The sequence below is a fragment of the Proteiniphilum acetatigenes DSM 18083 genome (genome assembly GCF_000380985.1).
GTDB classification, from domain to species: domain Bacteria; phylum Bacteroidota; class Bacteroidia; order Bacteroidales; family Dysgonomonadaceae; genus Proteiniphilum; species Proteiniphilum acetatigenes.
This window is the reverse complement of the sequence record NZ_KB905694.1, coordinates 136,476-159,670: the sequence shown is the minus strand read 5'-3', so window position 1 is coordinate 159,670 and position 23,195 is coordinate 136,476. Positions and strand designations below refer to the sequence as shown.

The window sequence follows — 23,195 nt, the reverse complement described above, 5'->3', positions numbered from 1 at the left end:
AAGAATTAAAAGTTTAAATTAAACCCAAGGATAAATACGCGTGGGTGAGGATAGATATTGTTGTCGATACCGTCGTTGGTGAATTCCGGATCGAGTCCTTTGTATTTGGTGATCACAAACGGATTCTGTACGGTTAAATGAAGCCTTGCGGATTGCAGCCAATTGGATACATTATTGAAATTATACCCCACTGAGATGTTATCCATCTTTAAGAAGGATGCATTTTGGATATAATAACTTGACTGATAGTGGACGGCATCAAAATTGGTGAAAGTAGCACTATTCACTTTGTTCTTCAGCCAACCCGAAGGATCGTAGGTGATTGACCTTGACTCACGATTCGATTGTATGTTATTGTATACATAATTTCCGATATTGGACCGCAGTGAGAAATTGAGATCCCAGTTTTTGTATGACAACTGAGAAGATAGTCCCATAAACAGGTCAGGTGCTGCGTTTTTATAAACGATCATATCTTCTTCATTGATCTGTCCGTCTGCGTTTTGATCCACAAACACTCCTTCCAGAGGTCTTCCGTCATTATCATATACCTGTTCATATACATAAAAAGAACCAGAAGGATAATTTACGCTGTGGATGGCGATATTGTTACCCGTACCGCCGTCGATGCCACCGAAACGTACACCCACATAGCTGGGATCATCATTAATGGTCAACTTAGTGATTCTGTTTCTATTATAAGTGATGTTGTAACTGACATTCCAGTTTAAATCCTTGCTTACGATGGGCCGACCCGTGATGCTGAACTCAACTCCCTTGTTTTCCAGTTCCCCTACGTTAGTGAGTAACTCGTTGCTGAAGTTTGTTCCGGCAGCTATACCTACAGTATTCAGCAGGTCGGTGGTCTTACGGTAGTACACATCGAATGTACCGCTGATACGGTTATTGAGGAACCCGAAATCCAATCCGGCATTATAAGTGGCTGTTTCTTCCCACTTCAGGTTTTCGTCGTATGCCAACGGTCGAATCAGGGGAACTTTGGTGTTGCCAAAGAAATAATTAGCTCCCGCCTTACTGTAACTATATCTTCCCATCCACGGATAATCTCCGTTACCCAGGTTCTGCTGTCCGGTAACTCCATATCCTAACCGTAGTTTCAGGTCGGACATCACATCACCGGCATTTTCCATAAATGGTTCGTTGATGATACGCCATGCGAAGGCTGCAGATGGGAACAATCCCCACTTATTGCCCGGACTAAACCGGGAAGAACCGTCGTTACGCAATGTGAGTGTAAGAAGGTAACGCTCCAGCAACGAGTAGTTCAAACGGCCGAAGAAAGAGATTACATAGCTCTCCGTAGAATAATCATTCCCTTCCTTGTAGAATTCATTCCCTGTTTGGGCAGCCATCGCAGCCGAATAGGGATATGTATTTTCTTCTTCACGATAGAAGCGCTGCCAGGAGTAACCCCCCATAGCGTCGATTCTGTGTACGCCGAAATTGTTCGTATAATTCAGATAGAAATCGAGCAGAGTATTGCTCTTGTGTTGATAATAGGTGGAATTTTCACCCCAGCCGGCCTTATAATCTCCCCAGACCCAACTCATGGGAGAGTTGTCTGTAATAATCACATCGCCATTACTTTCGGAAATATCATAACCCATATTGAGGTTGGCTCTCAATCCTTCTAAAAAGGGCAGACTATAATCGACCTGCATATTACCGATACTCCTGTACACTTTGGATTTGTCAGATTTCTGTTCCAGTATAGCTAATGGGTTGGCCAACCCGATATCGATAGGGGTCCCGTCGGCTTTGAGTGACATATGATATCCGTTTCCATAAGGAGAATTGGTCTCAGAATAGACCGGCATAGTCGGATCGAACTGAGTGGCAGAATTGATGGCGCCACGATCGGCAAAACGATTGGTATTGTACACCCCTTTCGCGTTCAACTGCACTCTCAGTGAGCCGTCGAGAAAGGTTGGCGACAGGTTGATGCTTCCGGTGTATCTTTCTAAACCGGAGGTTTTCAGAATGCCGTTCTCATTGGTATATCCTACGGACACGCGATAGGGCAGGAAATCTGTTATGGCGCCGGAAACACTGAGATTATGATCGGTGCTGACAGCAGTTCTGAAAATTTTATCCTGCCAGTTGGTTTCGGTATTGCCTAACGCGGCCGCCTGCTGGCTGCCTTCACCGAAAGAGTCAATAACATAATTCCTGAAAGTGGGTGCATCCATTACATCCACCAATCCTGTTCTGGTGCTGACAGACACATTCCCGTTGTAAGCCACCCGTAATTTTCCACTATGCCCTTTTTTGGTTGTAATGATAATCACACCGTTTGATGCACGTGAACCATAAATAGCAGTAGCAGACGCATCTTTCAATACGGTGAATGTTTCGATGTCATTTGCATTGATAGTACTTAACGGATCGTCCATCCCGTTGATACCTTCAGTATCTACAGGCACGCCGTCGATCACGATCAGCGGATCGTTACTGGCCGACATGGACGAACCACCACGGATACGGATGCTGGAAGACGATCCGGGAGCCCCGCCTGATGAAACTACGCTCAAACCTGCCACTTGTCCCGCCAGTAATGCGGAAGGAGAGGTGGCAAGTCCCCTGTTTATTTTTGTTGCGTCTACAGCGACTACTGAGCCCGTTGCGTCATCTTTCCGTACGGTTCCGTAACCGATTACCACCACTTCCTCCAGCAATTCCGTATCTTCCTCCATCGTTATATTGATGGTCGTTCTGTTGTTGACGGGGATGGATTGCGGCCTGTAGCCGATGTAACTTATCTCCAGTATGCCGTCTGCAGGAACCTGAAGCGTAAAGTTACCGTCATAATCGGTAATTGTTCCCGATGAGGTGCCTTGTACAAGGATATTGGCGCCGATAATCGGTTCGCCGGCAATATCCGTTACCGTCCCTCTCACATTTATCGTAACGCCGGTTTGGGCGTTGGCCGATAAAATCATTAGCATAACCGATAACATCGTCATCAGGAACGCTTTCGTAATTTTTTTGAAATTTACATACATGTTGCTAACATTATAAGATTAACTGATTAATACTCACTTCATCCTCTACAAAGTTGCGGGTATCATATAATAAAAAATGAAAGGTTAATAGACATTTTTCATTTATTATAATATTGTCACCTCACTACCAGCATCAAAATTAGATTTTCTTAAATGGAACGGTATTGAAAAGAAGTTAATTAACTCGGTTTGCTTGTGCAAACGATTGCACTTTTGAATGATAAAGATTAAATTATCAGTTAGTTGTGTTCTTGCGGGTGAAGGTGTAAAAATGCCTCTTCAGGGAGATGAAATGTATGTCTGAAGTAGGAATATTTAGTATATTCCTGTCTTTTTGATATGTGAAGAATGATCCGGGGGCTGCTATCTTTTGTTTTTTCTTTTTTCTACGCGCTTTAATTTAGGGAGTGCTACTTTTCTTCTTCCTGTGCCTGCGATCCTTTTCCTGAGCAGCATAAGAAAACGTTTGCTGGGATTACTCTTCAGGTAAGACTCAATATGGCGGGCACGTTTTTCTTCCAGTATCTGGTCTATCTCAATGAGGATACCTGATTCTTCCACGTCGCCGAATTCATCGTTGACGGCAGTACCGAAGAAGCGCATGGTAGGTGATAAACTCATATAGGCATTAATCAGTGGAGGTATATTGTAACCGAGGGCCCGGACCTCTTTGTTGAGTATCCTGTAATCTTCACTGAATTTCTTCCCTGTAAAGAGTCGCCTCATTTGGTTGACATCGGTATTTGTCATAAGCGGATCGATGGGGATTACCAGTTTTTCGTTATCGGGAAAATGCTTGTGAAGGAAATAAAGTATCATATTGCGTGCATCCTTATTGTAGGTGCCGTACATGGTTACTTTTCCAAAAAAATACCTGATTCTGGGATCGATAACGGTGAGCGCTCCCAATCCGTCCCACAAGTTGTCAAGTGCAAAGATACCCTTTCTGCCCAGTAATGTCGACTGATATTCGAGTGAGACGAAGGACCGACCCAATTCCACCGTATGCGGCAGGTATTCTGATATGAATTGTTGTGAAAAATTGTAGAGATGAGCGGTGGCAAGCATAGGCTTGTTTTGCTCGTCAAACTCCACATCCGAACCATAGATAAAACGGTATCCACCCAATATTTCTTCATTTTCGGGATCCCATACAATCAACTGTCGATAGGGCACATCCATTGTGTCATATTGATCGATATCGGCCTCTAATCCTGTTCCTCCGCCATAGTGACGAAAAGCTATCTCACGAAGTCGCCCTACTTCTTTCATCAGGTTGGGTGAATCGTGCGCAGTGAACACATAAATCTCGTTATTGGCTTTGTTGGTTGTCCTGACCCTCTTCTGAACGGTCAGCTCGCTTTTTATCAGATTTTTATCGATAGGATCTATGATCTTCTCCATAATACTTTTTCTTTTTTATTTTTAATGAGTCGTCATTAAGCCATCGAGTAAACCACTTCTTTTACGTATTGAGCCCACTCGGCTGGTGTTTTGGATTTGTCGAACATTTGCCGGCGAATGGGCTTCCCAAAGGTGATGGTGAACGACTGGTTGCTATTCTTGAACATTTCGTCCGGCAGATAGATCAGTTCTATATTGAATTTTATACCCGATACCTTGCGAAGATTGGCAAAATTGTAGAAAAAGTTGGAATTCCTGCCTGCAAAATGTACCGGGATAATATCTCTTTCATATTCAGCTGCTTTAATAATAAAACTCTTCAACCATTCCGGATCTTTGATTACACCCCTCTGCTTTCTGGAGCAGAGGCCGGCCGGGAAAGTGATCATCTGGTTGTCAGATGCATAAGCCTCGTTGATTGCACGTGCCGAATCTTTAGCCTGGGAACCGTATTTGTTGATGGGAACAAAGATAGGTTTCAGCGGATCAATATAGTAGAGCACGTCATTTACAAGATACTGAATCTTCCCGTTATATCTTTCACCCAGAATGGCAGAAAGACAAATGCCGTCGAGTCCGCCCAACGGATGATTAGATGCGAAAATAAATCTTCCCTCATCGGGTATATTCTCTTCTCCTCTGGTTTGAAGGGTAAGTTTGAACTCTTTGTCGATGAGGGCACGCATAAAAGCTACCCCTTCAAGCCCTTGATTCCGCTCCAGAATGCCGTTAATATCATCCTGATGGACAGTCCGCTTGAGGTAGTTGGTTAGAAATTTCGGAATTTTATTGTAATATCTGGGTGATTTATCTCTTAAAATACGGTCAATATCAACCCGAAATGCGTTGTGATCCATTACATCGTCTTCTCCTTCTAATTTGTCGCAAATGTACAAAAATAGTGCATATAAGATAGCGATCGACAAAAAAATCTTCAATTACATTAGACTATTTGAGTCGCATTCGCTCCTCGATTGTTAATTGAGTCGCATTCGCTCCTCGATTTTCAATTGAGTCGCATTCGCTCCTCGATTTTCAATTCTACGCTCAACAGAGGCAAAACTTGTTTTGACTATGTATTCGCTTAACGAAATAGTTCTTTTTAGATAGAAATAGAGAACATTTTAGAAAAAAGTGGGTATAATTTCCACTTTCACTCCAATGATTAAATGTTTGACAGTTAATGATTTACTGAAGATATGAGGATTGTTGAAAACTTTTTTATAAATTTTTGTGTGGAAATGTGGGGGAAAGTGGATTATTTTGTACTTTTACCGCGTTATAAGTATAAATATGCTGCAGTTTCTGGGAAATATGGAAGCCAAAGCCGATGCAAAAGGGAGAATCTTTGTGCCGGCTATCTTTCGCAAGCGTTTACAGGGCGAGGGTGAAGAGTTTCTTGTACTCCGTAAAGATATTTTCCAGGAATGTCTTGTCCTGTATCCCGGGAGTGTATGGGAGAAAGAGATTGGGATACTCCGTGGAAGATTGAATAAATGGAATAAGGAACAGCAGCAGATTTTCCGCCAGTTTGTGCTGGATGCCGAAAGGCTTGAGATGGATGCAAACGGACGGATACTTATACCAAAGCGTTATCTGCAAATGGTTTCTATTGAATCGGATGTTCGTTTTCTCGGTGTGGATGAAACCATTGAGGTCTGGGCCAAAGAGAAATTGGAAAAACCGTTGGTCGATCCCGACGAATTTTCTTCGAAATTACAGCAATTAATGGAATAGGGTATAAGGAGTAGAATAGGATTAAAATTATGTCTTCACAAGGCGGACAAAATGGAACGGTGTATCATACGCCGGCGTTACTTGAAGAAAGCGTCGACGGACTGAATATTTGTCCCAACGGAGTGTATGTCGATGTCACTTTCGGCGGTGGAGGGCATTCCCGTGAGATACTGAGCAGATTAGCTGAAGATGGACGGCTTATCGCATTCGATCAGGATGAAGATGCTGCCGGGAATATATCTGCCGATCCCCGTTTTACCTTTGTACACGGCAATTTTCGCTTCCTGAGGAACTTTCTTCGATATCACGGCGTGGAGGCAATGGATGGTCTTTTGGCTGACCTGGGTGTATCGTCACATCATTTTGATATTTCCGAACGTGGTTTTTCATTCCGTTTGCCAGGTGAGTTGGATATGCGTATGAATCGCAATGCCCAAAAGAAGGCTGCCGATATCCTCAATGAATATGAGGAGGAGCAGCTGTCCGAAATTTTTTTTCGGTACGGTGAATTGAGAAATGCGCGACAGATAGCCTCGGCTGTGATACGATATCGACAGGATAAACAAATCAGGGAGACTGACGACCTGCTTGCAATTCTGGAGCCTTTCACCCGTAGGGAAAAAGAAAAAAAGGTGCTGGCGCAGGCATTCCAGGCACTTCGTATTGAAGTGAACGGTGAGATGGAAGCATTGAAGGAGATGCTTTTACAGGCTTTACAGTTATTAAAGCCGGGTGGACGCCTTTGTGTGATCTCATATCATTCGCTGGAAGACCGTTTGGTGAAGAATTTTTTCAAGACAGCCAATTTCAAAGGGGAACTGGTGAAGGATTTCTACGGAAATGTGGAGACGCCTTTCACGGTGATAAACCGCAAGGTGATTGTTCCTTCGGAGGAAGAGATGCAGCGTAATCCGCGCTCAAGAAGCGCCAAGCTGCGAATTGTGGAAAAGAAGTGAATGTGCCAATGTGAATAATTAAAAAAGAAGTGAAGAAGTTGAGAAGTGAAGAAGTTGGAAATGAGAAGTGGAGAAGTCTGAAGTTAAGATTTGGCTTACGCCTATTGTTAGTTGACTACGTCGATTTGCAATTCATTGTCAATTGTCAATTAATAAAGTCTTGATTCTTGTGTCTTGATTCTTGGCTCTAAAAGAAAATGAAATTTAAGTTCGATAACATACGCAAATCGTTTGTCCGTGTTTTTGGGGGGAGTGTCCTCACTGAGGACTTCTTCCTCAAAAACATGAGATTTGTTATTGCTATCGTGCTGGTGATGTTCTTGTTTATCAGTCATCGCTATAAAGTGCTTCAGCAGATGGCGGAGATAGAAAAGCTGCAACAGGAACTCAGGGATGCAAAATATGAATCGCTCACTATTTCCTCGAGTCTTACCGAAGCGAGCAGGCAGGGCGAGATTGAGCGACGTATTGAGGAGGCTGGTTTGGAACTGAAAGTGACAAATGAGCCTGTTTATTATTTGGATAAATAAGCAGAACGTTTTCGTCAAGCAATATGAGCAGAAGCCAAACTTGTTTGGATTATGCCGTTGCGAGAATTGAAAATCGAGGAGCGAAGGCGACTCAAAACGACTTACAGAAAATGAAACGACAAAATCGGAATAACAAACGGGCTATTTTAGGCAGATACGGATTTATCGTTGCCCTGTTGATGTTGTTTGCCGTAATGATTATTGTTTCTGCAGGTAAGATCGTTTTTACCGCCGAAGGAAAAAAATGGCGTGAGGTAGGCGAAAAAGAGACTGTGATCAGGGATCGTGTGATCCTCCCCAAAAGAGGTAATATCTACACACACGATGGTAAACTCCTGGCAACTACAGAACCGCTATACAATATTTATATGGATTTCTGGGCGGATGGGATGCAGAAAGATACACTTATCAAGTATGTGGATGACCTGTCGGTGACGTTAGCTAAGAAATTTCCCGACAGGACCGCTGCCCAGTATAAGAATGTGATTATGAACGGGTGGTCGATGCGCGAAAAAGAAGAACGTCAGATCCGTGAAAATCAGGAGAAGGGGATCGATAAGCGGGTGCCGATCCGTTCGCGTTATGTAAGAATATTGAGGGCCGATATCTCTTATGTCGATTTAAAGGAGATTCGTACCTATCCGTTCTGGAACCAGCGCTCTAACCGTAGCGGACTGATCGCTGAAGAGCGAAATGCCCGTAAAAAACCTTTCGGTAACCTGGCCAACCGTACAGTCGGCAGTGTCTATAAAGATATTGATAAGGGAGGTGCCAGCGGTCTGGAGTTGAAATACGACTCGTTGCTCAGGGGCGTTCCCGGTATAAAATTCCGCCAGAAGATACAAGGTAAATGGATGGATGTGGTAGAGAAACCGGCCGAAGAGGGTTGGGATATTGTTACTACTATCGATGCAGCCATACAGGATATTACCGAGCGTGCCTTGCGGGAGAAGTTGATTGAGACGGAGGCCGAGTCGGGTACAGCCATCATCATGGAGGTGAAGACCGGAGAAATAAAAGGAATTGTCAACCTCGACCGTATGAGTAACGGGGATTATGCCGAGGGAAATCCTAACGCATTCTCCTATATGAATGAACCGGGTTCTACTTTTAAGACAGTGACTACGATGGTGGCGCTCGATGACGGAGTAATCACTCCTACCGATTCATTTTATGTAGGGAACGGACTCTTTCAATATAACAAGAGATGGGTGCGGGATCATTACTGGCGTAGAGGACAAGACAGGGGCTACATGACTGTGGCCGAGGGGATGGCCGTCTCATCGAATGTGGTGATGAGTAAAATCGCATTAAAAGGATATGAAAACAACCCAACAAAATTTGTAGAGGGAATAGACCGTATCGGTTTGAGAAAACGGCTCACATGGGATGTGCCGCTTAACGGGATCGAAGGTACTTCATCTATCCGTTTCCCCAATGACAAAACCAATTACTGGTCGAAAACCACTCTCCCCTGGATGTCGTTTGGATATGAAACCCAGGTGCCGCCAATCTATATGTTGATGTTCTATAACGGAATCGCTAACGGCGGAACAATGATAAAACCCTTTATCGCCAAGCAGTTTTTCGAAAAGGGAAAAGTGGTGAAGAACGTGGAGGCTGAGGTAGTAAATCCGAAAATGTGTAAGGAAACCACCTTGGAGCAAATCCATCAGATGCTGTTGAAAGTGGTGGAAAATGGTACAGCCAAAGTGGTGGATTCCGACTATTTCACCATAGCCGGTAAGACCGGTACGGCACAAATCGCTTCCGGAGGAGGCTATGGAGGCTATTACGTTTCGTTCTGCGGTTATTTCCCGGCAGAAGAACCGATGTACACCATCTTTGTAGGACTGAGAAAACCGAAAGGTGTGCCTTCGGGTGGAGGAATGGCTGGTATGGTCTTTAAAAATATAGCCGAGCAGACCTATTTAAGGAAGGTGCGGTTAGATGTGGAGGCTTGCAGGATAGACTCTACGCTGCAAAAACAACCTTTGCTGAAAAACGGCAACTGGGATCGTAACAGGTCGTTGTTGAGCACATTGAATTTACCGGCGGAAGGTCCGGCAGAAGCTGCTGATTGGGTGAAGATGAAATACGACAGTACCACTTACCGATCGGAACCAATTGCACTGAACAGTGCTCTGATCCCCGATGTTAGGGGAATGGGCGCCCGCGATGCAATTTATCTGTTGGAGAAGTCGGGGTTGAGGGTAAACCTGATCGGAGCGGGAAAGGTGGTGTCCCAATCGCTTTCACCCGGTCAGAAATTGATGAAAGGTACTACCGTCACCATTACGATGAGATAGATTCAATGTGCCAATATGAATAATGTGCCAATCCCGACAAGTCGGGATAACTTGCCCCGATTTATCGGGAAGTAGTGGCTAATGAAAAAAGAAGTCAGAAGTTAAGAAGTAAAGAAGTTGAGAATTCATTTTTAATTTTTCACTTTTCACTTTTCACTTTTAATTTACTAAAGGATATGAACTTAAATAAATTGATCGAAGCTTGTGATATTGTTGCTCTGCGTGGTAACGGTGAGGCGGAGGTGACATCCATCACATCCGATTCGCGTATGGTAACTCCGGGGTCCCTTTTTATTGCGGTAGAAGGGATCTTTACCGACGGGCATGCTTATATCGGTAAAGCGATAGAACAGGGAGCCGTAGCGGTAGTGTACGACAAGCCAATGATCGAGGAGTATTTTTCCCGTATTACCTATGTGCAGGTAAAACAGAGTACAATAGCTCTTGCACAGGTAGCTTCTGCATGGTATGGACACCCGTCGTCATTGCTGAAACTGGTCGGTGTTACCGGAACAAATGGGAAGACGACTATTGCCACATTGTTGTACGATACGTTCCGCTATCTGGGTTACCCTTCCGGATTGCTGTCTACAGTAGCCAATTATGTGAATGGTGAACGGTATCCCACTACGCATACCACACTCGATCCGATCACTCTCAACGATTATCTGCGCAAAATGGTGGATGCCGGATGCGAATATGCTTTTATGGAGGTGAGTTCCCATGCCATCCACCAGAAACGCGTGCATGGTCTCTGGTTTGCAGGAGGTATTTTTACGAATCTTACTCAGGATCATCTCGATTATCACAAAAATATGCTGGAATACCGTAATGTGAAGAAGGCCTTTTTTGACGACCTTCCGTCTGATGCTTTTGCATTGACCAACATCGATGACAAGAACGGTACGGTGATGCTGCAGAATACGAAAGCTACCCAATATACCTATTCGGTGACAGGAATGGCCGATTTTAAAGCCCGCATCTTTGAAAAGCATTTCGACGGTACAGATATAGAGATAAACGGAAAAGAGCTGACCGTTCAATTCGTGGGAACTTTTAATGTTTATAACCTGCTGGCAGTATACGGAGCGGGTATCCTGCTCGGACTCGATGAAGAGGAGTTACTCCGCACGCTCTCGCTGTTAAAACCGGTAGCAGGGAGATTCCAGACCCTCCGTTCACCGCAGGATTATACTGTTATCGTGGACTATGCGCATACACCTGATGCGCTGAGCAATGTGCTGAACGCTATCAATGGTGTGCTGAACAAGAAGGGCCGGATTATCACCGTAGTGGGGTGCGGAGGGAATCGCGACAGAACCAAACGGCCTATTATGGCACGTGAAGCAGTACAGCTTAGTGATAAAGCAGTATTTACGTCTGACAATCCCCGGTTTGAAGAACCGGGAGAGATTCTTCAGGATATGCTTAATGGGCTTACTGAAGAACAGAAAAGTAATACGCTTACTATTACCGATCGCAGGGAAGCAATTAAAACTGCCTGTGCACTGGCGCAACCGGGGGATGTAATTCTCATTGCCGGAAAAGGTCATGAAGATTATCAGGAAATAAAAGGAGTGAAACACCATTTCGATGATAAGGAAGAAGTAGAAAAAATATTTGATAAACTAAAAACTAAAAGTGAAAAGATTGAATGAGATTGAATGAGATTGATCAAATCCTAAATCTCAAATCCCAAATCCTAAATTTGTATGTTATATTATCTATTTGAATATTTAGACCAACTCGATTTTCCCGGAGCGGGCATGTTCCAGTTCGTGATGTTCCGTTCTGCAATGGCAGCGATCTTCTCCCTGCTGATCGGAATTTTTGCGGGGAAGAGGATTATCAGTGCGCTACAACGCAGACAGATAGGGGAGACTATCCGGAATTTAGATCTGGAAGGACAATACAGTAAGCGGGGTACACCTACCATGGGAGGAGTTATTGTGATCCTTTCCATTTTGGCATCCACACTGCTCTTCGGGAAATTAGAGAATATCTATATTATCCTGATGCTTGTCAGCACCGTCTGGTTAGGTACATTGGGATTTGCTGATGATTATATCAAAGTGTTCAAAAAGGATAAAGAGGGATTAAAAGGGAAGTTTAAGATCGTCGCACAGATTGGATTGGGGCTTATCGTCGGACTTACCATCTATTTCAGCCCTGAAATGGTTGTCCGGGAGAATACCGAGATCCGGGTGAATAACGTGATAGAGGAAGTCACTTATCAGAATGAAGATGTGAAGACCACCAGCACCACTATCCCCTTTGTAAAGAATAACAATTTCGATTACAGATGGCTTGTCAACTGGATGGGCGACTTTGCCGATACTGCGGTATGGATCGTTTTTATTCTGGTGGTGATTCTTATAGTGACAGCGGTCTCCAACAGTGCCAATCTGACGGATGGACTGGATGGACTGGCCTCCGGCTCTTCGGCTATTATCGGGGTGGCATTGGGTATCCTTGCTTATGTCTCGGGACGTGTCGATTTTGCCTCTTATCTGAATATCATGTATATACCGGGGGGAGACGAACTGATGGTGTTTGCCTCTGCCTTTGTTGGCGCTTGTGTCGGTTTTCTGTGGTATAACGCTTATCCGGCCCAGGTATTCATGGGCGATACTGGTAGTCTGACGATGGGAGGTATTATTGGTGTTTTTGCCGTGTTGATCCACAAGGAACTGCTGCTGCCCATTCTATGTGGGGTATTCTTTGTGGAGGCGTTATCGGTGATTGCACAAGTATTCTATTTTAAATTTACGAAGAAGAAATATGGTGTGGGTAAGCGTATCTTTAAGATGACACCCCTGCATCATCATTACCAGAAACCGGGTGATGGAAGTATCGATGCACTTATTCAGAAGCCTTTTGCTCCGTTGGCCGAGCCGAAGATCGTGAGCCGCTTCTGGTTAGTAGGGATGATTCTGGCCGTATTGGCGCTGGCGACACTCAAGATGCGGTAATGATATTGAGCGGTAAAAGAGAGACAGGGATTGAGTACACCGGTAACGCCTGTTGAACCGATTGGTTTGTTCAATTAAATAAAGGAATGATGGATAAAAAACTAATAGTAATCCTTGGTGGCGGTGAAAGCGGTGTGGGTTCTGCTATACTGGCACAGAAGCAAGGGTTCAGGGTATTTCTTTCCGACAGTAATATCCTGAGCGACACACATCGTGAAACACTGGAAACATACCGGATCGATTTTGAGGAAAAAGGACATACCGAGGAATCTATATTGACGGCCGATGAAATTGTGAAAAGTCCCGGTATCCCCGACACTGCTCCCATCATGCAGAAGATATTGGCAAAAGGTATTCCTGTGATCTCCGAGATTGAGTTTGCCGGAAGATACACGGATGCGAAGATGATCTGTATTACCGGAAGTAATGGTAAAACCACCACAACCAGCCTGATCTACCATATCCTTCGCTCGGCAGGATTGAATGTGGGACTAGGCGGTAATATAGGAAAGAGTTTTGCCCGCCAGGTGGCAGAAGAGTCTTATGACTATTACGTGTTGGAGTTGAGTAGTTTTCAATTGGAAGGAGTGTGTGATTTTAAAGCCGATATTGCAGTACTTCTGAATATTACCCCCGATCATCTGGATCGTTACGATCATAACCTGCAACATTACGTGGATGCCAAAATGAGGATCATCCGGAATCAGAAAACCGACGATGCCTTCATTTACTGGATAGATGATCCTTTAGTAACGAAAGAAATTGAGAAGTTGAAGCCAGCAGCCACCATTTATCCCTTTGGAGAGAAAAAAAACGGTCATATGGTTGCATATACCGAAAACGGGAAACTGTACATTCAAACGAAAGAAAATATATTTGATATGGAACTGGAATTGCTTGCTTTGGAAGGGATGCATAATGTGTACAACTCGATGGCATCGGGTATTGTCGCAAAACTGATGGATGTCAGCGATGAACAGTTACGTATATCCCTGTCCGATTTCAAAGGAGTCCCGCACCGGCTCGAAAAAGTGGCTACGGTACGTGGAGTACAGTATATCAACGACTCCAAAGCGACCAATGTGAATTCATGCTGGTATGCCTTGCAAAGTATGCATACGAAAACAGTATTGATCCTCGGAGGAACTGACAAAGGGAACGATTATACCGAAATTGAAGAGCTGGTACGTAAAAAGGTAAGGGCACTGGTCTTTCTGGGAAAAGACAATAGTAAACTGCACGCATTCTTCGATGGTAAAGTGGATGAGATTAGAGATGCCGGTTCTATGACAGAAGCGGTGGAGGCAGCTTATCAACTGGCGCAGAAAGGCGACACAGTATTACTCTCACCCTGTTGTGCCAGCTTCGACCTGTTTAAAAACTACGAAGACCGCGGCGACCAGTTCAGGGAATGCGTCAGACGGTTGTGATTGAGGTGGAATGGTGGGAAAGTGGAAAGGTTTTTATAATTTGATCAATCTCATTCAATCTTGTTCAATCTTGTTCAATCAGCAAATCAATAAATTAGTAAATCAACAAATCAAATTATGCTTAACGACAGTAATCAAATGGCTGATCCCGATCGATTGTATGATGGGGTAGCAGAAACGGAATCTTCGTTAGGTGATTTCGGACGTAAGATATTCAAAGGTGATAAAGTGATCTGGCTGGTCTTTATCATTCTGTGTGTTATTTCACTGGTGGAGATATTCAGTGCTACCAGCACCATAGTCTACCGTCAACAAAATATGTGGGGGCCGATACTGAGACATGCCATGTTTCTGATAGGCGGGGTGGGAGTGATCCTGCTTATTCATAATATACCCTACCGTTACTTTTCATCGTTGATATTTGTATTGATCGGGGCTATTGTGTTGCTGATCCTGACACCGTTTATAGGTACGAGTGTCAATGGAGCCGACCGGTGGATATCTTTTATGGGCTTCACTATTCAGCCTTCGGAAATAGCCAAGATATCACTGATGGGAACCATCGCTTTTCTTCTGAGCAAACAGAACGGAGAGAATGAGGGTCTTCTCTTCCGATGGATGATTGGATTGATGGTGGTTGTCTGTGGAATCATCGCCATGGATAACCTGTCGACAGCTGTGTTGCTGTTTGGAATCTGTTATCTGCTGATGTTCATCGGTAATGTGAAATTCCTGCGGTTGTTGAAAGTTGCAGGGGTGGGGATAGGAGCAGTACTCCTGTTTATTCTGCTGTTGAATGTGATTCCGGAAAACTGGACCGATTCCGGACCCCTGAACCGCATGGGTACATGGAAAAACCGCATTGCGAATTTCAGTACGCATAAAGAATTATCGGAAGAGGAGTACTTTACGATTACCGACGAAAATTATCAGGTGGCACATGCCAAGATAGCCATTGCCAACGGTGGTGTATTGGGAGTCTTTCCCGGCAACAGCACCGAACGCGATTTTCTGCCACAAGCCTATTCCGACTTTATCTATGCTATTATTATTGAAGAGATGGGACTTCTGGGAGGGCTTTTTGTCCTGTTGCTCTATGTAATTATTCTGATTCGCGCGGGAATGATCGCGCGGAAGACTGAGAAACTCTTTCCCAAGTACCTCGTCCTGGGATCGGCATTGATGCTCTCTATACAGGCTTTTGTCAATATGGCGGTGGCAGTCAACCTGATCCCGGTCACCGGACAGCCGTTACCATTAGTGAGTCGCGGTGGAACTTCCACGCTGATCACCTGTGCTTATTTTGGATTGATCCTGAGTGCCGACCGTTTCGGTATTGGAAAGAAGAAAGAGGAGAAAGCTCCTGAAACAGAACCTGGCCAGGATAAGGAGAATGATCTTCACAATCCTGCAAATGAAATAAAAGAATCGGTCGACAAATTGGAAGATAAGGTTGAATTTGAAATTATTCAGGTATGAAGCGAGTAATTATCAGCGGCGGTGGCACGGGCGGACATATTTTTCCCGCAATCAGTATTGCCAATGGCGTGAAGGAGCGATGGCCCGACTGTGAAATACTTTTTGTAGGAGCGGAAGACAGGATGGAGATGGAGCGTGTGCCGGCAGCCGGGTATGAAATTGTCGGTCTGCCGGTGGCCGGATTCGACCGGAAGAATCTTCTGAAGAATTTCTCTGTGATGGTAAAGCTTTTCAAAAGCATGCAGAAGGCACGTAAGATCATAAATGATTTCAGGCCTGATATAGCTGTGGGCGTGGGAGGATATGCCAGTGGTCCTACATTGAAGGCGGCATCAGTGAAAGGTGTGCCGACCCTCCTTCAGGAACAGAACTCTTATGCAGGCGTAACCAATAAGATGCTGGCCCGTAAGGCGGCCATTATTTGTGTGGCCTATGAAGGGATGGAACAATTTTTCCCGAAAGAGAAGATCGTCCTTACCGGTAATCCCTGTCGGCAGGATCTGGTGATATCGGAAGAGAATCGGGCGCAGGGATACGTTCAGTTTCAGTTGGATCCCGGTAAGAGGACTATTCTGATGTTAGGGGGGAGTCTTGGTGCCCGTACGCTCAATCAAAGTATAACACACGCATTCCCAAAACTGGCTGAAGCTGATGATCTACAGGTGATCTGGCAATGCGGAAAATATTATTATAAGGAGATGCAGCAACTACAAGCGGAAGGTAAGATACCGTCAAACGTACATCTGTTTGATTTCGTCTCGCGGATGGATTACGCTTATTCAGTGGCTGACCTGATAATATCCCGTGCCGGTGCCGGGTCTATCTCTGAATTCAGCCTGTTGGGAAAGGCAGTCATTCTGGTGCCTTCCCCCAATGTAGCCGAAGACCATCAGACAAAGAATGCCCAGGCGCTGGTGGACAAGGGTGCAGCCATTATGATTCCGGATGCTGATGCTTCTGATATCCTGTTCGATAAGGCGATAGCACTGATAAGAAATGATGAAGATTTGAAAAGACTTAGCGATAATATTGCGAAACTGGCACAACACGATTCGGCAAAACGGATCGTCGACGAAATAGAAAAGATAATTCAGAAATGAACTATGAATCGATATATTTTATAGGTATTGGTGGCATCGGCATGAGCAACCTGGCCCGCTATTTTCTTTCGAAAGGGAAAAAGGTGGGAGGTTATGACCGTACCGAATCCCTGCTTACCCGCTCGTTGCAGGAAGAAGGCGCATTTATCCATTATGAGGATGATATTCATTCTATTCCGGCACCATTTTTCGATAAAGAGAAAACATTGGTAGTCTATACGCCTGCCGTCCCCGCATCACATAGTGAACTTCTCTATTTCCGTGAGAACGGATATGTGGTGATGAAAAGGGCGCAGTTGCTCGGTGAGATCACCGGCAGCAGCGATGCTATCTGTGTAGCGGGAACCCACGGAAAGACTACCGTGTCGAGCATGATCGCTCACCTGTTACGGCAGTCGCAAGTGGATTGCAATGCCTTTCTGGGAGGTATTCTGAAAAATTATAACAATAATCTGCTGCTCTCGGAGAAGAGTAATATCACGGTTGTGGAAGCCGATGAATACGACCGCTCCTTCCACTGGCTGAAGCCGTGGATCGCTGTCGTCACTTCGGCTGATCCCGATCATCTGGACATTTATGGTACGGAGGAGGCGTACAGGGAGAGCTTTGAGAAGTTTACCTCGCTGATCCGGCCTAATGGGCACCTGATCATGAAAAAGGGGATACCGATGACTCCACGTACCGGAGAGACGGTGAAGATATGGAGCTACGGAGAATCAGAGGGTGATTTTCATGCAGAGAATATCCGTATAGGGAATGGAGAAATTCTGTTCGACCTGGTGACACCTTCGGAGGTTATCAGAGATATTTCACCGGGTGTTCCGGTGAAGATCAATATTGAGAATGGCGTGGCTGCTGCCGCTGCAGCGCTGCTATGCGGTGTTACACCGGACGAGATCCGGGAAGCCATACATACGTTCCAGGGAGCCGGAAGGCGGTTCGATTTTCATATCAAGACCGACCGGATAGTTTTTATCGATGATTATGCCCATCACCCGCGGGAACTGTCGGCAGCCATTGAATCGATCAAAGCGCTCTATACAGATAAGAAAATAACAGCTGTTTTCCAACCACATCTCTATTCACGTACCCGTGATTTTGCACAGGAATTCGCGGATAGTTTATCGCTTTTGGATGATGTGGTACTACTGGATATTTATCCGGCCAGGGAAGAACCCATTGAGGGAGTCTCCTCACAGATCATTTTCGAAAAGATAACATCGGCACAGAAATCGCTTTGCACAAAACAGGAATTGACCGATCTGCTCCGGAATAAGGATGTGGAAGTATTGGTGACGTTCGGAGCGGGAGATATCGACAGGCTTCTTCCCGAAATAGAGCAGGTGTTGAAAGAGAAATATCTGTCGGGAAGTAAATGATTTTGAAGAGTTCATGCGATTGAATAACAAATTGTATCTTTGCAGGTGATAAATATTTTTATCAGGTGAAAAAAATTCTCATCATATTGATTGCGGCGGTGGTCATTGGCTACCTGATCTTTTCGACATCCTATTTCAGGGATATGTCGAGGAACAGAGTATGTGAGAGTTTTGGCGTAGTGATTGAAGACAGTGCCCACTACCGGTTTGTATCGACGCAGGATATTGTGAATCTGGTAAAGCGGTACGACCTCGATCCGGTCGGCAAGACATTCGGTGAGATCAACACGCTGGCCATCCGGGATACCATCCTTACCAACAGGCTGGTGGAGTCTGCAAGGGTGTTCATCACCCCGGGTGGTTCTGTTATGGCGACGGTATCTCAACGAAAACCGGTATTGAGAGTTATCTCTGATATAAAGGGCAATTTCTATGTGGATAATGAGCGACGTATCATGCCTGTATCCGGTAATTTCGCTGTGTATGTACCTGTCGCCACCGGGGTTATTGACGAGGAATTTGCCCGGAACCAACTGTATGACTTTGCCCTCTTCCTCAGTTCCCATCCCGATTGGGATGCATGGATAGAGCAGATAGTAGTGCAAAAGAATCAGGATGTGGAGTTGATCCCGAGGGCAGGTGATTTCAGGATCATTATGGGAAGTCTCGACGATTATCAGGCAAAGCTGGCCAAATTTGCCCGTTTTGTGGAGGAAGGACTCAATGTGGTGGGATGGAATCGCTATTCTTCCATCAATCTGAAGTATGATAACCAGGTGGTTTGTACGAAAAAATAGGTATGCAGCCGGTGAAAATTTCATTTCCGGCTGGTATACGTAAATTGCTTTGGTGCAAATGATGTTAAAAAGCAAACAAAAGGCATTGTCAGGACGTTTGTTAAAAAAATAATGTAACTGTAACCAAGGTTCATCTTTGACTGAATAATATGACGCAATCAGGATTTATAGCTGTAATTGATCTTGGCACTTCCAAGATCAAAGGAGTTGTTGGCCGTAAAAACGAAAATGGGGTTATCTCCATTCTGGCAAGCAGTTCCATCGATTCCGGGAACTCGATCCGCAGAGGTATGATTTACAATATCGAACAGGCCGGAGCGAATGTACATAAACTGATCATGATGCTCGAAAATAGCCTGGAGCGAAGAATCGGTAAAGTATATGTTACTCTCTCAGGGCAATCATTGCATACGATGGAATTCAGTGAGATGCTGCGGATCTCATCCGGGATGGTCACAGAGGAAGAGGTGAATCGGTTACGTAAATCGGCCGAAAAATTCCAGCCCGAACTGAAACGCAATTACAGGATTGCAGATGTGGAATATTATATCGACGATAAACCGGAACCGGGTCCGGTGGGAGTAACAGGCTCCGAGATAGAGGCCGGTTTCAAGCTGATTGTCGGGCGTCCCAATCTACTCGTAAACATAGAGAAGAGTATTACTGCCAAAACCGATCTGGAGATTGCAGATTATATCGTAGGGCCGATGGCATCGGCATCCATTGCGTTAAATGATGAGGAAAAAGAGTTAGGTTGTGTTTTTCTGGATTTTGGGGCGGGCACTACCACGCTGTCGGTCTACAAAGGTGGAATACTCCGTCGGATGATAGTCATTCCTTTTGGCGGAAAGAATCTCACGAAAGATATCTGTGCGTTGAACTTTACCGAGAACGATGCTGAACAACTTAAGATAAAATTCGGAAAAGCTTTCGAAAGTCAGGACGGACCTGTGTTCTTGTCTCCTTTTTCTTCGAAACCGGATGTCGATCTTACCGAACTGAATAAGGTGATAGGCATGCGGCTGGATGAAATAACGGCCAATATCAAGGAACAGATCTCTCTGTCGGGATATGAAGGCCAGTTGGGGGCAGGATTGATTATTACAGGGGGTGCCTCGCAACTCAAAAACCTGGACCTCTATCTCACACAGAAACTGAAGATGCCGGTAAGAAGAGCATCTGCCAAAAAAACATTGGTCAATAATTTTCCCGATCTGATGCATGACCCCGCCTTTACCCAGGCGTTGGGAATGCTTCTTTTTGGTGAAGAGAATTGTGAGATGATAAAATCAGAACCTGTCGAAATTGAAGATGAGGAAAGCGGCAGATCCGGTGCTTCCGGTTGGTTCAGCGGGATAGGACGAAATTCGAAACCCGAAAAAAAACCGAAACCTCCTAAAGCGAAGAAATCCAAGTCTGAGAAACAGGAGGGAGGATTTTTCTCGAAAATGGAAGATGTATTCGGAGGTATTTTCTCTGAAGATGATGATGAATAACACTGTTTTTATTTGCAACAGATGGACGACGAATTATTGGATTTTCAGATAGAGAGCCGCACTGACGCTATTATCAAAGTAATCGGTGTGGGTGGCGGCGGCGGTAACGCTGTGAACCATATGTTTCAAGAGGGGATACACGATGTCTCTTTCGCTTTGTGTAATACTGATAACCAGGCGTTGATGGAATCGCCGGTACCCGTAAAGGTACAACTGGGCGGTCAGACCACCGGAGGACTTGGAGCCGGGAATAAACCCGAGATTGCACAGCGTGCAGCTGAAGAGAGTGTCGATCTGATTGAAGATCTCCTGAACGACGGCACGCGGATGGTTTTTATCACTGCCGGGATGGGTGGTGGAACAGGAACAGGAGCTGCTCCCGTGGTGGCTCGTGTGGCAAAAGATATGGGAGTGCTCACGGTTGGTATTGTAACCATTCCCTTTATGTTTGAAGGCCCAAGGAAAATCGTGCAGGCATTGAAAGGGGTGGAAGAGATGGCGAAAAACGTAGATGCGCTGCTGGTGATCAATAACGAACGCCTGCGTGATATCTACAGCGACCTGACTATGTTGAATGCTTTTGCCAAAGCGGATGATACTTTGGCTACAGCCGCCAGGAGCATCGCCGAGATCATTACCGTGCACGGACATGTGAACCTCGACTTTGCCGATGTGAACACCACACTGAAAGACGGTGGTGTGGCTATTATGAGTAGTGGTCTGGGTAAAGGAGAGGACAGGATCAACGATGCGATAAAGAATGCGCTGCACTCACCGTTACTCAATAATAACGATGTCTTCAGTGCCAAGAAGATACTTATCAATCTCTCTTTTGGCGAAGCACATCCGCTGATGATGGAAGAGATGAATGCGCTCCACGACTTTATGTCGAAATTTAGCAGAGAGATAGAGGTTATCTGGGGAGCTGCCGTGGAAGAGTCGCTCGACGAAGAGGTGAAGGTGACATTGCTCGCTACCGGTTTTTCGATTACTAGCGTGCCGGGTATCGAAGAGCATGAACAGGAAAAGAGCCGAGCCGAGCAGATCCAGCAACAGATCGAAAAGGATGCGAAACTGGCACAGGAGAAAAAAGACAAGGATCTGATCGAGAAATATTACGGCAAAACCGGGCTGAAAACACTGACCAGTGTTAACTACCGATTAGAGCCTTTCGTATTGACTATCGACGAACTGGATGACGATAAAGTATTGGAGGCATTGGAAAAGACACCTGTGTTTAAACGGGAGTCCACCTTTAATCCCCGTATTTTCTCATCTGATGTGCAGCAACAACAATCATCCTCTCTGTTCGATTAATCTGTATCATGAGATTTTGAAATCAACAAATCATCACATTATCACATCAACAAATCAAAAATATGTCACTAATAGATACCATTACCGACGAGATAAAGAAAGCCATGCTGGCCAAGGATAAGGTGCGGCTGGAGGCATTGAGGGCAATCAAGAAAGAATTGCTGGAAGCTAAAACAGCCAAAGGAGCGGGCGATGAACTTACGGAAGGGGCGACGACAGCTCTTTTGCAGAAGATGGTGAAACAGCGTAGGGACAGTGCGGAGATTTATACTGCACAAAAACGGGATGATCTTGCCGAACCGGAGATCGCACAAATGGAGGTGATCCGGGAATTCCTTCCGGCACAACTTTCGCCTATAGAACTGGAAGCCGCTGTGAAGCGTATTATTGAGGAGGTAGGGGCATCTTCCCTGAAAGAGATGGGGAAAGTGATGGGGATTGCGTCCAAACAACTTGCAGGCAAGGCCGAAGGAAAAGATATCTCCGAAACAGTAAAACGTTTGCTGGCATAACCGGCAAACGTTTTGTACAAGGAATTAGTTTCTCCTGTTATAGGGTATATAGACCTTTTTTAACCGTTTATCCAGTTTATTGGTTTTTCGTGCTCTATTCTCTAATTTCTGTAACTCTTTGTCTCTGTTTCTGCCGGTATTAAAATCGTCCGTCAGCATCAGCAGGGAGAGGGTTTCCTCGTCAATGAAATTGATCTTGAAAGCAACTGTCCTGTTTTCTATTATATCGTTCTCTGCAAGTTTTATCCTATAATCTTTTCCCGGCGTATAATCAAGGGAGATGGAGTTATACCCCAGTGAAGTAGCTGAAATGGAGGAGATTTTATTGCAAGGTGTAAAGAATACTTTTCCATCATTGCCTGTTACCTTACCGCTGATGAGTTTACCCGATTTACTTCGTGATTCCACCAATATGCCCTGAACAGCATAATTCTGCGGACTGACCGTATGAACAACGCAAGTGTCTTTTCCGGAACTATCCAGTAACTCATAGGTAGTCTTATTCCCGGAATAATCGGATGTATGAATAAACAGGTAATCACCGGCCAATTCATAGGTGCCTTCTCCTGCGTGCGCTGAAGAAAGTCCTCCGAAACCGCTTATGCGGAATATTACTTTTTCATTCGAAAAAGCAATAGAGTCGGCTCCGTTTTTATAGGTTCCATCAAATTGTTGTGCAAAGAGAGATATTCCCGATAAGAGTATACCTGTAAGTAACAGAAATTTTTTCATGCTCGTTTACGTGTCATGTATT

The 23,195-nt window shown here is 44.9% G+C and carries 18 protein-coding genes; 14 read left to right on the top strand and 4 right to left on the bottom strand.

Features of this window, described 5'->3' with window-relative positions:
- Positions 1–5: 5 nt before the first annotated feature.
- From F597_RS0104980 to glsA, 3 genes are all read right to left on the bottom strand, one after another.
- Positions 6–3,023, bottom strand: coding sequence for a SusC/RagA family TonB-linked outer membrane protein (locus F597_RS0104980; protein ID WP_019538617.1), 3,018 nt, complete (start codon positions 3,021–3,023; stop codon positions 6–8).
- 363 nt (positions 3,024–3,386) lie between these two features.
- Complete coding sequence (gene glsB / locus F597_RS0104975) at positions 3,387–4,427, bottom strand: glycine N(alpha)-acyltransferase GlsB (RefSeq protein WP_019538616.1); 1,041 nt, start codon at positions 4,425–4,427, stop codon at positions 3,387–3,389.
- A 35-nt stretch (positions 4,428–4,462) separates the two neighbouring features.
- Entirely contained in the window at positions 4,463–5,284 is an 822-nt protein-coding gene (gene glsA, locus F597_RS0104970) for a lyso-glycine lipid O-acyltransferase GlsA (protein WP_026327137.1), read from the bottom strand.
- Positions 5,285–5,720: 436 nt separating this feature from the next.
- Here glsA and F597_RS0104965 point away from each other — a divergent pair, with 436 nt between their 5' ends.
- The 14 genes from F597_RS0104965 to F597_RS0104900 all read left to right on the top strand — a co-directional run bounded on the left by F597_RS0104965 (position 5,721) and on the right by F597_RS0104900 (position 22,441).
- Complete coding sequence (locus F597_RS0104965) at positions 5,721–6,164, top strand: division/cell wall cluster transcriptional repressor MraZ (RefSeq protein WP_019538614.1); 444 nt, start codon at positions 5,721–5,723, stop codon at positions 6,162–6,164.
- 29 nt (positions 6,165–6,193) lie between these two features.
- A complete protein-coding gene (rsmH, locus tag F597_RS0104960; RefSeq protein WP_019538613.1) occupies positions 6,194–7,120 on the top strand; it encodes a 16S rRNA (cytosine(1402)-N(4))-methyltransferase RsmH in 927 nt (308 codons plus the stop codon).
- Between the two features lie 197 nt (positions 7,121–7,317).
- Positions 7,318–7,650, top strand: a complete 333-nt coding sequence (locus F597_RS0104955; RefSeq protein WP_019538612.1) for an FtsL-like putative cell division protein — start codon at positions 7,318–7,320, stop codon at positions 7,648–7,650.
- 110 nt (positions 7,651–7,760) lie between these two features.
- Complete coding sequence (locus F597_RS0104950) at positions 7,761–9,959, top strand: penicillin-binding protein (RefSeq protein WP_019538611.1); 2,199 nt, start codon at positions 7,761–7,763, stop codon at positions 9,957–9,959.
- A gap of 176 nt (positions 9,960–10,135) precedes the next feature.
- Positions 10,136–11,617 (top strand): UDP-N-acetylmuramoyl-L-alanyl-D-glutamate--2,6-diaminopimelate ligase, encoded by a 1,482-nt coding sequence (locus tag F597_RS0104945; protein ID WP_019538610.1) that lies wholly within the window; start codon positions 10,136–10,138, stop codon positions 11,615–11,617.
- A 54-nt stretch (positions 11,618–11,671) separates the two neighbouring features.
- The gene (gene mraY, locus F597_RS0104940; protein ID WP_019538609.1) at positions 11,672–12,931 is read left to right on the top strand and encodes a phospho-N-acetylmuramoyl-pentapeptide-transferase; all 1,260 of its coding nucleotides are present in this window, start codon (positions 11,672–11,674) and stop codon (positions 12,929–12,931) included.
- An 89-nt stretch (positions 12,932–13,020) separates the two neighbouring features.
- Positions 13,021–14,361, top strand: a complete 1,341-nt coding sequence (murD, locus tag F597_RS0104935) for a UDP-N-acetylmuramoyl-L-alanine--D-glutamate ligase (protein WP_019538608.1) — start codon at positions 13,021–13,023, stop codon at positions 14,359–14,361.
- 117 nt (positions 14,362–14,478) lie between these two features.
- Entirely contained in the window at positions 14,479–15,840 is a 1,362-nt protein-coding gene (locus F597_RS0104930) for an FtsW/RodA/SpoVE family cell cycle protein (protein WP_019538607.1), read from the top strand.
- Entirely contained in the window at positions 15,837–16,940 is a 1,104-nt protein-coding gene (gene murG, locus F597_RS0104925; protein WP_019538606.1) for an undecaprenyldiphospho-muramoylpentapeptide beta-N-acetylglucosaminyltransferase, read from the top strand. The genes F597_RS0104930 and murG overlap by 4 nt, the downstream gene beginning before the upstream one ends.
- On the top strand, positions 16,937–18,319 hold the full coding sequence (gene murC / locus F597_RS0104920) for a UDP-N-acetylmuramate--L-alanine ligase (RefSeq protein WP_019538605.1): 1,383 nt from the start codon (positions 16,937–16,939) through the stop codon (positions 18,317–18,319). Before murG ends, murC begins: the two co-directional genes overlap by 4 nt.
- Before the next feature lie 65 nt (positions 18,320–18,384).
- Positions 18,385–19,116, top strand: a complete 732-nt coding sequence (locus tag F597_RS0104915; RefSeq protein WP_026327135.1) for a cell division protein FtsQ/DivIB — start codon at positions 18,385–18,387, stop codon at positions 19,114–19,116.
- Between the two features lie 149 nt (positions 19,117–19,265).
- Entirely contained in the window at positions 19,266–20,612 is a 1,347-nt protein-coding gene (gene ftsA / locus F597_RS0104910) for a cell division protein FtsA (protein ID WP_019538603.1), read from the top strand.
- 21 nt (positions 20,613–20,633) lie between these two features.
- Complete coding sequence (gene ftsZ, locus F597_RS0104905; protein WP_019538602.1) at positions 20,634–21,929, top strand: cell division protein FtsZ; 1,296 nt, start codon at positions 20,634–20,636, stop codon at positions 21,927–21,929.
- Positions 21,930–21,991: 62 nt separating this feature from the next.
- Positions 21,992–22,441 carry a GatB/YqeY domain-containing protein gene (locus F597_RS0104900; protein ID WP_019538601.1) on the top strand — a complete coding sequence of 150 codons (450 nt, stop codon included), beginning with the start codon at positions 21,992–21,994 and terminating at the stop codon, positions 22,439–22,441.
- A 24-nt stretch (positions 22,442–22,465) separates the two neighbouring features.
- Here F597_RS0104900 and F597_RS0104895 read toward each other — a convergent pair whose 3' ends face one another.
- A complete protein-coding gene (locus F597_RS0104895; RefSeq protein ID WP_019538600.1) occupies positions 22,466–23,173 on the bottom strand; it encodes a hypothetical protein in 708 nt (235 codons plus the stop codon).
- Between the last annotated feature and the right edge of the window lie 22 nt (positions 23,174–23,195).